12 protein-coding genes are annotated in these 15,681 nt (G+C 56.3%); 10 read left to right on the top strand and 2 right to left on the bottom strand.

Features of this window, described 5'->3' with window-relative positions; genetic code table 11:
• The first annotated feature begins 19 nt into the window (after positions 1-19).
• The 7 genes from OP497_RS01385 to OP497_RS01355 all read left to right on the top strand — a co-directional run bounded on the left by OP497_RS01385 (position 20) and on the right by OP497_RS01355 (position 11,469).
• Entirely contained in the window at positions 20-2,137 is a 2,118-nt protein-coding gene (locus OP497_RS01385) for a RecQ family ATP-dependent DNA helicase (protein ID WP_280545994.1), read from the top strand.
• Complete coding sequence (locus tag OP497_RS01380) at positions 2,137-3,654, top strand: DNA-processing protein DprA (RefSeq protein ID WP_280545993.1); 1,518 nt, start codon at positions 2,137-2,139, stop codon at positions 3,652-3,654. Before OP497_RS01385 ends, OP497_RS01380 begins: the two co-directional genes overlap by 1 nt.
• A gap of 231 nt (positions 3,655-3,885) precedes the next feature.
• On the top strand, positions 3,886-7,545 hold the full coding sequence (gene pglX, locus OP497_RS01375) for a BREX-1 system adenine-specific DNA-methyltransferase PglX (RefSeq protein WP_348533104.1): 3,660 nt from the start codon (positions 3,886-3,888) through the stop codon (positions 7,543-7,545).
• Complete coding sequence (locus OP497_RS01370) at positions 7,542-8,735, top strand: ATP-binding protein (RefSeq protein ID WP_280545992.1); 1,194 nt, start codon at positions 7,542-7,544, stop codon at positions 8,733-8,735. Before pglX ends, OP497_RS01370 begins: the two co-directional genes overlap by 4 nt.
• Positions 8,713-9,459: a hypothetical protein gene (locus tag OP497_RS01365; protein ID WP_280545991.1), complete on the top strand. Its 747-nt coding sequence runs from the start codon at positions 8,713-8,715 to the stop codon at positions 9,457-9,459. The genes OP497_RS01370 and OP497_RS01365 overlap by 23 nt, the downstream gene beginning before the upstream one ends.
• 388 nt (positions 9,460-9,847) lie before the next feature.
• Positions 9,848-10,450 carry a super-infection exclusion protein B gene (locus OP497_RS01360; RefSeq protein ID WP_280545990.1) on the top strand — a complete coding sequence of 201 codons (603 nt, stop codon included), beginning with the start codon at positions 9,848-9,850 and terminating at the stop codon, positions 10,448-10,450.
• A gap of 695 nt (positions 10,451-11,145) precedes the next feature.
• Positions 11,146-11,469: a hypothetical protein gene (locus OP497_RS01355; protein ID WP_280545989.1), complete on the top strand. Its 324-nt coding sequence runs from the start codon at positions 11,146-11,148 to the stop codon at positions 11,467-11,469.
• 9 nt (positions 11,470-11,478) lie between these two features.
• Here the strand turns inward: OP497_RS01355 and OP497_RS01350 are convergent, their stop codons facing one another.
• Together OP497_RS01350 and OP497_RS01345 are read right to left on the bottom strand one after the other, a co-directional pair.
• Complete coding sequence (locus OP497_RS01350) at positions 11,479-11,787, bottom strand: HigA family addiction module antitoxin (RefSeq protein ID WP_280545987.1); 309 nt, start codon at positions 11,785-11,787, stop codon at positions 11,479-11,481.
• A gap of 14 nt (positions 11,788-11,801) precedes the next feature.
• Positions 11,802-12,077 (bottom strand): type II toxin-antitoxin system RelE/ParE family toxin, encoded by a 276-nt coding sequence (locus OP497_RS01345; protein ID WP_280545986.1) that lies wholly within the window; start codon positions 12,075-12,077, stop codon positions 11,802-11,804.
• Positions 12,078-12,201: 124 nt separating this feature from the next.
• Between OP497_RS01345 and pglZ the strand changes: the two genes are divergently transcribed.
• The 3 genes from pglZ to OP497_RS01330 are packed head-to-tail and all read left to right on the top strand — an operon-like array spanning position 12,202 to position 15,679.
• Positions 12,202-14,832: a BREX-1 system phosphatase PglZ type A gene (gene pglZ, locus OP497_RS01340; protein ID WP_280545985.1), complete on the top strand. Its 2,631-nt coding sequence runs from the start codon at positions 12,202-12,204 to the stop codon at positions 14,830-14,832.
• Between the two features lie 56 nt (positions 14,833-14,888).
• Positions 14,889-15,152, top strand: a complete 264-nt coding sequence (locus OP497_RS01335) for a hypothetical protein (RefSeq protein ID WP_280545984.1) — start codon at positions 14,889-14,891, stop codon at positions 15,150-15,152.
• 2 nt (positions 15,153-15,154) lie between these two features.
• A complete protein-coding gene (locus OP497_RS01330) occupies positions 15,155-15,679 on the top strand; it encodes a DNA-binding protein (protein WP_280545983.1) in 525 nt (174 codons plus the stop codon).
• Positions 15,680-15,681 lie beyond the last annotated feature (2 nt).

Below are 15,681 nucleotides of genomic sequence, written 5' to 3'. Positions count from 1 at the left end.
ATCTCTAGGAGCAAATGTTATGGATAGGCAACACGCCGAACAGCTTCTCAAGACCGCGCTGGACGATAATTCCGCCTCTTTTCGCCCGGGGCAGTGGGAAGCGATTGATGCACTGGTGAATCAAGGGCGAAAGCTGCTGGTGGTTCAGCGCACCGGCTGGGGCAAGAGCTCGGTCTATTTCATCAGCACACGGATCCTGCGTGACCGCGGCTTTGGCGTCACCATCATCATCTCGCCGCTGCTGGCCCTGATGCGCAACCAGATCGAGTCGGCTAAACGCTTGGGCATACGGGCAGAGACGATGAACTCTACCAATAGCCGTGAAGAAGTTGAGGTCGTCAAGAAGGCTTTGATTTCCGGCCAGGTTGACTGCCTGCTGATATCTCCTGAGCGGTTGGCCAGCGATGAATTCGTGCGAACCGTGCTGATGCCAATCGCCGATCATATCGGGCTGCTAGTGGTCGATGAGGCGCACTGCATCTCCGACTGGGGCCATGACTTCCGTCCCGACTATCGGCGTATCGTCGGCATCCTACGGCAGCTCCCACCTGGGGTGCCGGTGCTGGGCACCACAGCGACCGCCAACGACAGGGTCATCGACGACATTCGCACCCAGATGGGAGATATTCTGATCCAGCGTGGCCCGCTGGGGCGTGAGAGCCTGGCACTGCAGGCGATGATATTACCGGATCAGGCCTCTCGCCTCGCCTGGCTGGCTCAGGTGGTCCCGACGCTCCCGGGCACCGGCATCATCTATACCCTCACCACCCGAGACGCCGAGCAGGTAGCCGACTGGCTTCAGCGTGGTGGCATCGAGGCTAGCGCCTACTACGGCGATGTCAGCCCGCCCGAATGGCTGCGGGCGCAAGGGTTGACCGACAACAACCGCTATCGCGAGTACCTGGAAGATCGACTGCTCCGCAATGAGCTCAAGGTGCTGGTGGCCACCGGAGCACTGGGCATGGGCTACGACAAGCCGGATCTCGGTTTTGTTATCCACTACCAGGCACCTGGCTCCATCGTTGCCTACTACCAGCAGGTAGGGCGCGCCGGGCGGGCCATCGACTCTGCACTTGGCGTGCTGATTGCCGGTCACGAAGACGACGATATTCATGAGTATTTTCGGCGCTCGGCGTTTCCGTCGGATCATGAGATCAATACGGTTCTCGACACCCTGGCGCGTTTTGATGGATTGCCGGTTACTCGGATTGAACAGCATGCCAACCTGCGACGCAGCCAGATCGACAAGACCTTGAAAATCCTCAGTGTGGAGTCGCCCGCTCCGGTGGTGAAAGATGGCAGTATGTGGCGACGGACGCCGGTAGCTTATCAGCCAGACTATCAACGTATTCAGCATCTAACTGAAATCCGGCAGCGGGAGTGGCAGCAGGTCAACGACTACATCAACACCACGGGCTGCCTGATGAACTTTCTGCGCCTAGCCCTGGACGATCCGCAGAGCGCGCCCTGTGGCCGATGTACCAATTGTCTGGGCCAGTCGCTGGTGCCAACTCAGGTCGATCCGCAGCTGATTCATCAGGCAGCGACCTACCAGCGCCATGCCGAGATGGCCATCAAGCCACGAAAGCAGGTTGCCGCCAATGCCTTCCAGCAGTATGGCTTTCGAGGCAACCTTCCCTCTGGCCTGCAGGCACAAGAAGGTCGCGTTCTGTCCCGATGGAATGACGGCGGCTGGGGGCGGCTGGTCAAACAGGGTAAACATCAGGGCCGGTTCGGCGACGACTTGGTCGAAGCCATGGCCGAGATGATCGAACAGCGCTGGCAGCCGCAATCCCGCCCCGGCTGGGTATGTGCCGTGCCATCTCTCAATCATCCGCACCTGGTGCCGGATTTCGCCCAGCGGCTGGCCAACCGGCTGGGGCTGCCTTACGTCGATGCTGTACGCAAGATCAGGCACAATGAGCCCCAGAAAGGCCAGCAGAACCGCTTCCACCAGTGCCGTAACCTTGACGGTGTCTTCGAAGTCGCCAACGGGTTACCGCGAGAACCCGTGCTGCTGGTCGATGATATCGTCGACTCAGGCTGGACATTGACCGTGATCGCCGCTCTGCTGCAACGTGCTGGCACGGGGCCTGTCTACCCTACAGCCCTGGCATCCAGTTCGGTGAATGATTGATGACCCTATCGACAGCCGCACAGGCAACTCTCCTGCTTACCAGCTACTTCAGCAAGCCTGCCAAGGGGGCGGCCAAACCATTGACGCCCACCGAGTGGGGACGCTTTGCCCAATGGCTGCATGAAACAAATCACACACCAGGGGACTTGCTGAGCCATGCCGCGCCTTGGGTGCTGGGCAAGTGGAGTGATGAGAAGATTCCTCGTGACCGGCTTGAGGCCCTGCTGCAGCGTGGTAGCAGCATGGCGCTGGCCATGGAGAAGTGGCAGCGCTCGGGCCTGTGGGTCATCACTCGATCCGATCCGGAATACCCAAGGCGACTAAAAAAACGACTGAAGCATGCTGCTCCCCCCGTACTCTACGGCTGTGGCGATGCTGAGCTTCTCAACGCCGGTGGTCTTGCCGTAGTGGGTTCGCGCAAGGCAGGTAATGATGACCTGACCTATGCGCGCAAGCTGGGAGCGAAAGCCGCTCAAGCCGCTACAGGGATCGTATCCGGTGGGGCGCGCGGAATAGACGAAGCCGCCATGCAAGGGGCGGTTCAGGAGGGCGGCCCCGTCATTGGAATCCTCAGTGAAGGCCTCCTCAAGGCGGCGACCTCCAGCCAGTGGCGCCAAGGGCTGATGAATGGCGGCCTTGTGCTGGTCTCGCCCTACTATCCGGAAGCCGGGTTCAATGCCGGCAACGCCATGGGTCGCAACAAGTATATCTACTGCCTTGCAGATGCCGCCGTCGTGGTGCACTCCGGCAGTAGTGGCGGCACCAAGGCAGGCGCGGAAGAGAACCTCAAGAAGGGCTGGGTGACGCTCTGGGTGAAGCCCTCACAGGACCCGGAAGCCGGCAACCAGCAGCTTGTCAGTGCTGGTGGCGATTGGTGCGCGCAGGAGGTAGACCAGTTAGAGATACAAGCACTGTTCACTCTGCCTCAACCATCGTCGGTGACAGAATCGTCTGCCGATGACCAAACGATCAGCGCTGCAGAATCTCCCGCTGATAATGGCGATTCCGAAAGCACCGCGGAGCTACCCCAGGCTGACCTTTTTGGTGCCGTGAACGCACCCTTGGAAAACCTGCAGCAGCCCAAACCGGAATCCGCCTTCGAGCCGACCCCGGAGGGACAGACAGAAGAGGAGGCGGGGCAGACTGCGGCCCCCGAAGCAACGGCGACCGGCAGCATGGATGCAGCCGCGGATCCTGCCGAGCAAGAACCCGATGCACGCTCAAGTCAGGCACCCTGGCAAGTAGGCGGCATCGATTTTTATCAGCTGTTCCTGCGCGAGCTGCAACGGTTTGCCCAGTCCCCAAGAACGGTAGATGAGATCGTTGCCGATACGGGACTGCAGAAATCTCAGGTGAATACCTGGCTCAAGCAGGCCGTGGAAGAGCAGAGAGCGGAAAAGCTCACCCGGCCTGTCCGGTACCTAGCAATTCCAGAGACAGCCGATCCCACCGAGAACGATGTGGAGGGCCATGTGCGCCGCTTACGCGCACCGCGTACCTTCGAGACATCATCGTAAATGCCGCACAGCGAAAGGCCTCGATGATCTCACCGAGGCCCTGACGCCGACCGGGCACTCCCAGTCCATACGCGAAGAGCATAGCTGCCGTGGGCTTTGCCAAACAAGCGCGGATGTGGCGGCGCCCGTTGCTGTACATGGCACCGTCAGCGACCGAAAGCTCTTGACGCGCCTGCCCATGCATCAAGTGGCCTGTCCCGTGTCCTGGGACACGGGACAGGCGAGAACACCTTGCCCGCCAAGGGCAACCCGCAAGATCAGGAATCCAGCATGAACACAGGGAACATCAAGAAGTACGCCCCCAAGGCGCGTACCCGCTTCATCGAGACCATGACCCGCCAGGCCGCCCGCTACGGCATCACCAAGGGCCACGTGGCGCCCGCCGAGGTGCGTGGCGACGTGATGCTGATCAGCGCCCTGGATGGCCAGACCCACAGTTTTCCCAAGGCGCTGCGCGGTCCCCGCGAGGCGCTGGCCAGGTGGGTGACCCAGCTGGGCTTCGAGCAGGCCATGGAGCAGGCCGCCTATAGCTGGTTCAACCGCCTGTGTGCGATCCGCTTCATGGAGCTCAAGGGGTATCTGGATCATGGCCGGCGGGTGCTCTCCCATCCGGCCCACGAGGGCGGCTTCCAGATCCTCGATGACTGCCTGGAGATCGACCTGCCCGGGCTGGATAACGCCCGGGTGCGCGAGCTCAAGCTCGACGGCACCCAGGACGAGGCGCTCTACCGCGAGCTGCTGCTGGCCCAGTGTCACGCCCTGCATGAGGCCATGCCGTTCCTGTTCGAGCCGCTGGACGATGCCAGCGAGCTGCTGCTGCCGGACAACCTGACCAAGACGGACTCGCTGATCCGCGAGCTGGTCGGGGCGATTCCCGAAGAGGACTGGCAGGACGTTGAGGTGATCGGCTGGCTCTACCAGTTCTACATCGCCGAGAAGAAGGACGAGGTGATCGGCAAGGTGGTGAAGAGCGAGGACATCCCCGCCGCCACCCAGCTGTTCACCCCCAACTGGATCGTCCAGTATCTGGTACAGAACTCCGTCGGCCGTCAATGGCTGCAGACCTATCCGGACTCCCCCCTCAAGGGCGAGATGCCGTACTACATTGAGCCTGCCGAACAGGACCCCGAGGTACAGGCCCAGCTTGACGCCATCACTCCGGCCAGCATCGACCCCGAGACCATCAAGGTGCTCGACCCCGCCTGTGGCTCCGGCCATATCCTGGTCGAGGCTTATAACGTGCTGAAGGCCATCTACGAGGAGCGCGGCTACCGCTCCCGGGATATCCCCAAGCTGATCCTGGAGAACAACCTGTTCGGGCTGGATATCGACGACCGTGCCGCCCAGCTCGCCGGCTTCTCCCTGCTGATGAAGGCCCGTGAAGACGACCGCCGGATCTTCAGCAGGGGCGTTCGACTGAACGTGATGGCCCTGCAGAGCACACAGCACCTGGATGCCAGCACCCTGTGGCGCAACCTCAATCTCACCGGCGACTGGCACCAGGGCCAGTCCCAGAGCCTGTTCGAGGGCGAGCAGAAAGAGCTCTCCAGCAACGACAACACCTACAAGGCCATCGTCGACCTGATCGAGCGCTTCCAGGACGCCAAGACCTTCGGCTCGCTGATCGAAGTGCCGAATAGCTTTGAGGCGCCGCTCAAATCCTTGCTGGAGGTGCTCACTGAGCTTGCTGATAGTGGCGACACCATGCAGAAGACCGCTGCCCAGCAGCTAAAGCCGATAGTGCAGCAGGCGCGTATGTTAGCGCAGCGGTATGATGCCGTGGTAGCAAACCCTCCGTATATTGGTAGTAATAACATGCCAAAGGAGCTGAAAATATTTGCAGTCAGCGATTATAAATTCGCCAGTTCTGATCTTTACGCCATAATGTGCGCTCGCTCGATAAGCCTTACTAAAGACTCTGGATTTATGGCTTTCATGACACCCTTCACCTGGATGTTCTTAAGTTCATTTAAAAAACTCAGAGAGCTAATGATTGGAGAAAACACTCTTCTAGGGTTAGTTCAACCTCAATATCACGCCTTTTTCGAGTCTGCTTTTGTTCCTATCTGTGCGTACTTCATGCAGAAATCATCAATATATGATTATCTGTCATCGTTTATTAAGTTAACCAGCTTTAGAGGCGCAGGTATACAGGCTGAAAAGGCGCGAGAAGCTATTAAAAACAAAGAATGTGGTTGGTTTTTTGAATCCAAGCCTTCTGATTTCAAAAAAATTCCTAATAGCCCTGTTACTTATTGGATTTCAAAGGACTTGTTGGAGGTTTTTGACGACGAAAAGCTCAAGGAAAAATACGAGTCTGGCGGGCGTTTAAAAACACACAATGACGAAAGATTTGTCCGGTTTTTTTGGGAAGTTTCAAAAAAATCCAGGGGCAACGTGTGGCGAGAACTTTCCCATGGTGGTGACTATCGTCGTTGGTACGGAAATAAGTTAAGAGTTGTAGAATGGACTGACTCTGCAAAATCAGAGTACGCATCCCATGGCGGTCTTCATAATGAAAGGTATTGGGGGCGTACGGGCATAACCTGCTCAAAAATCACTTCCAGCACAAACGCCTTTCGAATTAAAGATCTAGACCAAGAATACAGCTCACTTGCGCCTACTGTTTTTGCAAAAGACGATAGCACAAATCTGGTCTTAAGGGGCTTGGCTGTATTGAATTCAAAGGTCGTGCAGGAACTTTTATGGATCATCAACCCATCAATGACGGTAAACGTTGGGGATTTGTTGTCGATACCTGCCCTTTCCTCCTCTAGTATTCCTGTAGGTGAGGTAGAGAAACTCGTGGAGCATAGCAAGGTCGATTGGGATTCATTCGAAACCTCATGGGATTTTTTCGCGTCGCCACTGGTATCGGAAGTGTTAGAGTCGACTTCCATTGCGAGCGTCTATTATATAACTAGGTGTTCATGGTCAGATGTTGTATCGGAGGTTGTCAGTGCAGAGGAAACCCTAAATCGACACATCATTAACTCGAATCACTTGGGAAATGAGTTGACTCCAGAAATTTCACTTCATGAAGTTACTCTCACCTGTAACCCTCATTACCGCTATGGCCGCAACCGCTCCGAAGAAGAGTTGGAAACTCTACTCCAATGCGACACCCTCAAGGAACTTATAAGCTACTCCATCGGCTGCATGATGGGCCGCTACTCGCTGGACAAGCCCGGCCTGATTCTCGCCAATCAGGGTGAAACCGTCCGCGATTACCTGGCCCAAATCCCCGAGCCAAGCTTCGCGCCGGATAAAAACGCCATCATCCCGCTCACTGACCAAGAATGGTTCCCCGACGATGCCACCAACCGCTTCCGCGATTTTGTTCGCACAGTCTGGGGTGAAGAGCACCTGCAGGAAAACCTCGACTTCGTTGCCGAGAGTCTCTGCCTGCACGCCATCAACCCCAAGAAGGGTGAAGCCGCGCTGGACACCATCCGCCGCTATCTTAGCACCCAGTTCTTCAAGGACCACCTGCGTACCTACAAGAAACGCCCCATCTACTGGCTTTACAGCTCCGGCAAGCAGAAAGCTTTCGAGTGTCTGGTCTACCTGCACCGCTACAACGAAAGCACCCTCGCCGAGATGCGTACCGACTACGTGATCCCGGTCACCGAGAAGCTCGCTGGCTATGTCGAGAAGCTAGAACAGGACAAGGAAGCCAGCGCCTCCGCTGCCGAAGCCAAGCGCATTGAGAAGGAGCTTGGCAAGCTATATAAGCAGCAAGCCGAGCTCAATGCCTTCGATGAGAAGCTTCGCCACTATGCCGACCAGCGGATCTCACTGGATCTGGATGATGGGGTGAAGGTGAACTATGGGAAGTTTGGGGATCTGCTATCAGAGGTGAAGGCAGTCACCGGGGAGAAATCAGTATGATCCAACAGATCCGCATCGACAATTTTAAATCACTGGTTGATTTTGAAATTCGGTTAGCGCCTTTTACCTGCTTGGTGGGACTTAACGGCTCAGGAAAGTCAACCGTACTTCAAGCGCTTGATTTTATCTCCCAACAGATGCGGGGTGAGCTTGGGGAGTGGCTCGTACTGCGGCAATGGGACAAAAGAGATATCGGTTCCCGGCTAACCGCAAAAAAGAATATTGATTTGTTTGTTCAAGTTGAACTCCCAGGCTGCGACTTGATTGAATGGTCGGCCAGTTTTAATAGACAGTCTCTCCGTTGTACATCAGAAGAAGTGTTTCATGATGGCATTCGGCTCTTGAAAGTGGAAGATGCCGAATGCTGGTTGACCTATGGAGGCGATGCTGGCTTACGTACCAGAAAAATTGACGTCATTTTTGAATATCAAGGATCAATACTCTCTCAGCTCAAGTCAAACCAGATCTGTGAAATTCTTCAGGTACTGAAGGAAGAAATTGCAAGTATTCGGTCATTGGATTTGCTTTCCCCGGAGTATTTGCGGCAACGAACACGAGAATCGGCAGGGTATCTGGGCCTTGGTGGGCAGAAGCTCTCCGCTTATTTACATGAGCTTGGCAGTGAAGAGCGTGAGCGGCTATTAGACCAACTTCAAAAAGTATATCCACGCTTGACTGACATTGATACCCGCTCCTTGCGCTCCGGCTGGAAACAGCTTGATATTGCTGAGCGCTTTGCCGGAAAAATCCTGAAGACACCGGCGCGTCATGTCAACGACGGTATGCTACGTTTACTGGCGGTGTTGTCTCAGCTGTCATCTGATGAGCACTTTCTACTATTTGATGAAATAGAAAACGGCATTAACCCCGAGCTGGTTGAATTCCTCGTCGATGCGCTGGTCGCCAGCGATCATCAGGTTCTGGTAACCACCCATAGCCCGGTAATCCTTAATTACCTAGAAGATGATATAGCAAAAAAAGGCGTGATTTATCTCTACAAAAAATCTGACGGAGCCACACAAGCTATTCGCCTGTTTGAGATCCCCTCGCTGGCGGAGAAACTGCGCTTCATGGGGCCGGGTGAAGCCTTTATTGATACGCAGCTGACCGAGCTGGACAAGGAAATCCAAACGCTACAGTTGTTATGGGTTAGTCAGGAGGGCAAGGATGCATCTGTTGCTGAGCGGTGAAGGGCCCGGTGATATTGGTGTGTGCTACCCAGCGGCAGAGCAATGCCAAGCGGAGACCTTCCAGCCCGGGCCGATGGCATGGATGGTGGACCAGTGGGTGGAACACTGCCAAGGTTATGAGTTCTCGCATCTGGAAAACGGACTGGTTAATTATGTCAGTGAATCGTATCTGGTTGAGAACAAGCCCAAAGCAGGAAAGAAACCAAAGCGCCTGCCTGGCAAAAAAACACCAAAAGAAACAGCGTATTACTATGATAATGCTAGGTCGCTTGCCACAAAGGCGTTGGCGTTGGCGGCCGAGTTGGACGACCACATCATTGCCGTATTGTTTCGCGATGGGGATGGTACTGCTTCGGCCGGACGCGGCAAGTGGCAGGATAAATATAATTCCATGCTGAAAGGCTTTGATGTTGGGGGATTCAAGCATGGTGTAGCGATGCTGCCCAAACCTAAATCTGAAGCATGGCTGATGTGCGCTTTAAAACCGGAATCGCCCTATCAGCACTGCGCTGCGCTTGAGCAGGAATCTGGTAATGATCGCGGAAAAAATCCGCTGAAGGAACAGTTGCATGCCGTACTGGATGGCAACTCGGCAGCCCAGGCGTTGGCGGAGCTGGTGCAGAATCGCACTATCCGTATGGAAGACATCGAAATGCCCTCACTTCAGGCCTTCAAGGCGCGGTTGATGGATGTTGTGAGCTTGATCAATAAGCAAGCAGGATAATGCAAAGTATCAAGCGACAGGTGCTGCAGCAGGTCGAGCTCAATGCCTTCGACGAGAAGCTTCGCCACTATGCCGACTAGCTTATACCACTGGATCTGAATGATGGCGTGAAGGTGAACTACGGGAAGTTTGGGGATTTGTTGGGGGGAGTAAAGGCGGTGACGGGGGAGAAGGCGGAATGAAACCACAATGCCAGTCCGTAGTGGCTGAAAGGAAAATTTCTTGGAAGGTGAATTCTGTATACCTAGCCTAACAAAGATTGATATATTAGCGGAATCAATTAGTAGTGCAATAAAAACGAAGCTGCATTTTCTTGATGGTTTTGCCGCTACGTTCATCCAATCATAGGATCGGTAGAATAATATCTATTAAATTCACAAGGATGCATATGGAGTTTATCGCGAAATTCTTGGATGCTGCAAAGCTTCCAACGAAGTTCATCGTTGCAATATTTTTTGCATCAACAATTCCTTTGCTACTGCCCTCCGAATTAGTAGCCGCTCTGCGCTTGAGTGGAATTTTAGACTCCTACGGCAGCTATATGGGTGTTACCTCAGTGCTTTCTGGCTCAGTCATGGTCATTGAATTCACGATATGGGTCAGCAAAAAAATTAAAAAGGCCCATCTACGTCGAAGACTCTCAAGGCTTTCCAAAAGTCGCTTGAGGAGTCTAGATCATGCTGAAAAGGCAGTTCTACGAGAGTTCTATATTCAGGGACAGAACACTATCAAATTACCTATGGATCAACCTGTGGTTGCCGGACTACTTTCTTCCGGTATTTTGAGTATTGTTAGTCAACACGGAAAATGCTCATTAGCAGGGATGCTCGTCAGCATGAAGATTCCGGACCGCTTAAGTGAAGAAATTACACTCGAAATGCTGGATCTCCCAACTGGGGAGCCCTCAGAGGAAGATATCGAATTTCTCAAAGAGAATCGACCTCCCTTCACGCGCTCCATCCAGCGAGAAGAGGCTCATTTGCAATGGTAAATTTAAAAAACCCATGCACGGCGACGCCTACTGCATTGCGGCTGCTCCTCCATTACGTAGCCGCACATGCTGGCTAGCAATATGCGACTTAAATAAGGGGCTGAAAATTCAGCCCTAAAATTTTTCTAGTTAGTTTTTGCAGCCTTTTTTGTCACATGTAATTTTGCTATTCGTATTAGTCCAGTGAGATGGATTCTCATTGGTATTAAATCCGCACCCGGTAACTCCACCTTTTTGCCCTTTATGTACGATGCTCGGGCCGTTCGGTGGGGAGTGTTTAACTGCCATAAGCCATTGCTCCATGTTGAGTTATCTTATATTTTAGTCACAAAGTGACTGATTAAACTATTAGCAAGAGATGCTATATTTGTCAATATGCATTTCTTTGGTAAGGGTATGAATTTCTTCTTGTGGCCCTGGATTTAAAAAAAGCGGTGAAAGTATTGATGAAGCTAAAAAATATCGAAGAACTTATTGATAACAATGGCGAAATAACCATTGGCAAAGTGGGTCCTGTTCGCTGTGGTGCCACTGACCTGTGATGAGGCAGAGTGTCTTGCGATGTTGGTCAGACGGCCTAACGAGTCCTTCGAGGAATTGCTGGTGCGACTTGATTCTGCGATTGAGGATGCCATCGAACACGATATATTCGTCGATGAAATAAATCAATAACATGCAACGTAAAAGGAGCCGCTATGACCAACCCAATCGGCCGTTGGCGCATCACCTGGATGGAAATGTGGGGCCAGGACTTCGTCGATATGATTGAGCCTGGCCACTTCCGGTTCGATGAGAATGGCCTTGGCTACTTTATCTTTGGCGCTGTTGAAGGCCAGATCGACTACCGTGTTTCAGATGATGGCCGGCGCATCGAATTTTCCTGGTCGGGAAATGATGATGGTAGCATTAAATTAGGGCGAGGCTGGTTTGAGCTTACATCCTCGGGTACCGCCAAAGGGTGCTTCTTCATTCATTGCGGGGATGAATCGGCGGTGGAAATCAGTCAACATTCATCTTGAAACCTGGATTCATCCCGCAATTTTCAGCGAGGGAACCGCGCTGACGTCGACTTCGCGCTCGGCATGCCAGGCGTCGTGGGCGGCCTGGAGGCGTAGCCATAGCCCGGGGCCGTTACCGAACAGCTTGCCGAGGCGTGCCGCCACTTCCGGTGATACCGGCTTGCGCGCGGCCAGGATGGCGTGCAGCTGCTGACGTGAGATGCCCAACATTTTCGCGATGGCGCTCTTGCTGTAGTCCAGATCCTGCAGCATGTCATCGATCACCTCGCCGGGGTGCGGCGGGCAGTGGTTGGGATTTTGCTTTGCGGTAATCGCCATAGTAATTCCATATCTCAGTGGTATTGCTCTAAATCAACTTGGTAGGCGTTGCCGCCCTCGAATGCAAAGGTGAGGCACCAAGGGCCGTTCACATGTACGGTGTAGCGCTTGGGGTTGAAGCCCTGCAAGCCATGGAAGTTATAGCCTGGCAAGTTGATGTCTTCGACGCTGGTGGCTTCGTTGATCACGGCCAGGCGGATCAAGAGACGCCTGTGCATGCGCTTGTCGATCCTGGATTTGCCGGTTTCCCAGAGCATCGCCAGGCCCTTGTTCTTGAAGGTCTTGATCATAGGAGCAGTGTAGCCTGATGGATTACTTCTGTAAACAGAAAGACTACACTGCTGCCGTGTCTTTTCCTGTTTGCGATACTGCGGTCGATATCCGCTCACGGTGTTCAATCGGCAAGGAGGCTAGATGCAGCTCGACCAACTCCAGCAGGGGCTCCAGAGCGCCTTCTTCACTGATGGCCACCGCCTGGTCTTCTGGTACGACGCCCCCGGCCACTTCGCCGAAGCGCTGGATGAGCTATCGCTGGAGGGCGTCCAGATCCTCAACATGGCTGGGCAGTCCACCTTCGGCGTGAAGCTGCGCCTTGAGCTGGATGAGCCGGAGACGCCGACGCTGCTCTATTTCCCTTACGCCGAGCCGGCGCCGGAAGATGACTGGCTGCTGGATATCAAGCTCTACTCCGGGCGCTTCTACGCCGATCAGCTGTCGATGATCTTCAATGAACTGGGTCTCACGCGGCATGCGCTACGTGAGCATCTGGCGAAGCGCCAGGTATTTCTGGGCAGCCGCAAGCGCATTGAGGCGCTCAAACGCCTGGTCACGCCGGAGATGGACGAGGATGGTCTGGACCTGGCCATGTGCGCCGCCGTCGTGGGCGCGCCGGCATCGGATATTGCCACATTGCTGTTCCATCTGGCCGATGAAGCGGTGGCCGAGGAGACGGGGCTGGAAGGCAATCCCTCCTCGCTTGAGGAGATGGCCAAGTACGCCCTGGTGCCGAGCCTGGTGAGAGCGCTGCAGCTGGAGGTAGGGTATCCCGCTACTCAGGCAGAGTTGAGTGGGGAGGCACCGCTGCCGCTCGGCCAGCTGATGCTGCGTCTTCTCACCACCGGCTACTGCGAGAGCATCTCCGAGATCCCCGACTGGGCGCAGGGCCATGCTATTGCTTCGGTGAATGCCCGGGCCACCTCGCGAGCGTTGCTCTCCCGCTGGCGGGACAGCTCGCGCTTCTACCCAGCTTTCGATGTGATCTCCGGCTGGGTGGCCGAGGCGCTGCGCATCGAGGACAAGATCCGCGACGTGCCGCTGGAGCGGCTGGCCAAGGTGGCGACCTTCGAGGTGGTCGAGAAGCAGATCATCGTCGACCTGTGCCTGGCCATCCCCCAGGCCGACGTGCGCGACCTGGAGATGTTTCGCGGCATCATCGCCGAGCGCCTGGACGGCTACTGGGCCTCGCGCCACAAGAACGACGAGCGCCGGGCCCGCTATCGCCAGCTCTACGCCGCCCTTAGCGCCGCCATCGACCTCTTTGCCCTGCGGCAGCAACATCTCAACGGCTTCCACTACGCGAGCGTCGAGGCGCTTTACCACGCCTACAGCACCGAGCTCTACCGCTTCGATACCGCCTATCGCCACTATGCGGTGGCCTCCGACAGCACCGGCGTGGAGCTGCTCAAGAAGCTCGATGAGGCAGTGGAGCACTGCTACGACGAGTGGTTCCTGGGCCAGCTCACCCGCAACTGGAGCGAGCGCATCGACGTCGAGGGGCGCCTGCACGACTGGAAGCTGCCGCGCCTCCCCAACCAGCAGCACTTCTTCCGCGACGTGGTACGCCCGCACCTGGACGCCCACCGCAACAAGCGCCTGGTGGTGATCATCAGCGACGCCTTCCGCTATGAGGCGGCCGAGGAGCTGCGAGAGCGTATCAACGCCAAGCGCTACAGCGAGGCTACCCTGGGCAGTCAGCTCGGTGTGGTGCCCAGTTACACCACCCTCGGCATGGCCTCGCTGCTGCCTCACCGGGAACTGAGCTACCAGCCCGGCAGCGACAGCGTGCTGGTGGATGGCAAGTCCAGCCAGGGCACCGAGAACCGCAGCCAGCGCCTCAGCGCCGCCGTGAGTGGCCAGGCCATGGCCGTGACCGCCGAGGAGGTGAGGGGCTGGTCCCGCGAGCAGGGGCGCGAGGCGATCAAGGGCATGCAACTGGTCTACGTCTATCACAACGTGGTGGATGCCCGGGGCGATACCGCCAGCACCGAGAGCGAGACCTTCGCCGCGGTGGAGGATGCCATCGAGGAGCTCGACACGCTGACCCGCAAGATCCTGATGCACCTCAACACCAGCACCGTACTGGTCACCGCCGATCACGGCTTCCTGTTCCAGCGCAGCAAGCTGGACGCCACCGACCGCACCAGCCTGACCGAGAAGCCGGCCGGCGCCTTCAAGAGCAAGAAGCGTTACGTGCTGGGGACCAATCTGCCCGACAACTCAAGCGTCTGGCACGGCCACACCCGAGAGACCGCCGGCACCACCTGCGAGACCGAGTTCTGGATCCCCAAGGGCGCGCACCGCTTCCACTTCGTTGGCGGGGCCCGCTTCGTGCATGGCGGCATCATGCCCCAGGAGATCGTCGTGCCGGTGCTCACCGTCAAGCAGCTGCGCGGCGAGAAGGTCGAGAAGCGCACCCGCCGCAAGGTCGACGTGATCTCGCCCAAGGCCTCGCTGAAGATGGTCAACAACATCCAGCGCTTCGAGCTGCTGCAGACCGAGGCGGTCAGCGAACAGCTCAAGCCCATCACCCTGGCCGTGGCCATCTTCGAAGGCGGCGAGGCGGTCTCCAGCGAAGAGACGGTGACCTTCGACAGTACCAGCGACAACATGAACGAGCGCATGAAGTCGGTGCGCCTCTCGCTTTCCGGCACCGACTTCGACCGCAAGCGCGACTACTTCCTGGTGCTGCGCGACAAGGACCTTGGCACCGAGCTGGAGCGCTACCGGATGGTCATCGACCTGGCTTTCACCGATGATTTCTTTTGATGGTTGTCAGTTGACAACCTGGGCGACTGGTGCCTAAGCTACTGGCAGGAGAAAAGATGACCCGCCGACGACACAGCAAGAAGGAAATCGAGGCGGCGCTGGTCTATGCCGAGGCCCAGGGCTGGCGGATTGAGCCCGCTTCGGGGCATGCCTGGGGCAGGTTGTATTGCCCACACAACGATAACGAGTGCCGTTGCGGCGAGTTCTGCATCGTCAGCGTGTGGAGCACACCGAAGAACCCGGCCAACCATGCCAGGCAACTGCGTCGCGTGGTGGACAACTGTATGGGTGGCACATCCTCCGAGGAGGACGAGACGTGACGATGACCTATGAATTTATCCTGAAGTTTGCCGTTCCCGGTGACCTCGACATGGAGACGCTGGAAACCCGTCTCTTCGAGGCCGGCTGTGACGATGCCTTGATAGGCGTTGGGCTGAAGGGGCGCCTGGCGCTTGAGTTTTCCCGTGAGGCAGTGTCGGCCCAAGAGGCGATTACCAGCGCCATGGCGGATGTGAAACGTGCCATTCCCGAGGCGCGTTTGATCGAGGTGGGGCCCGACCTGGTCGGAGTGACGGACATCGCCGAGTTGTTCGATTTCAGCCGCCAGAACATGCGCAAGCTGCTGCAGTCGCACCTGGCCACCTTTCCACTGCCGCTGCATGAAGGTCGTGCTTCCTTGTGGCACCTGACCGAAGTGCTGGACTGGTTCCAGACGCATCAGCGCAGGACCATCGACGAGGCGTTACGCGAGGTGGCACAGGCCGGCATGCAGGCCAATGTGGCCCGCGAGAGCCGCCGGGTGTCGCCGGAGCACATCCGCCACTTCGATGATGCCCTGGTGTCATAAAT

The organism is Halomonas sp. 11-S5, from assembly GCF_029889825.1.
Classification (GTDB): domain Bacteria; phylum Pseudomonadota; class Gammaproteobacteria; order Pseudomonadales; family Halomonadaceae; genus Halomonas.
This window is presented reverse-complemented; position numbering and strand designations above follow the sequence as displayed.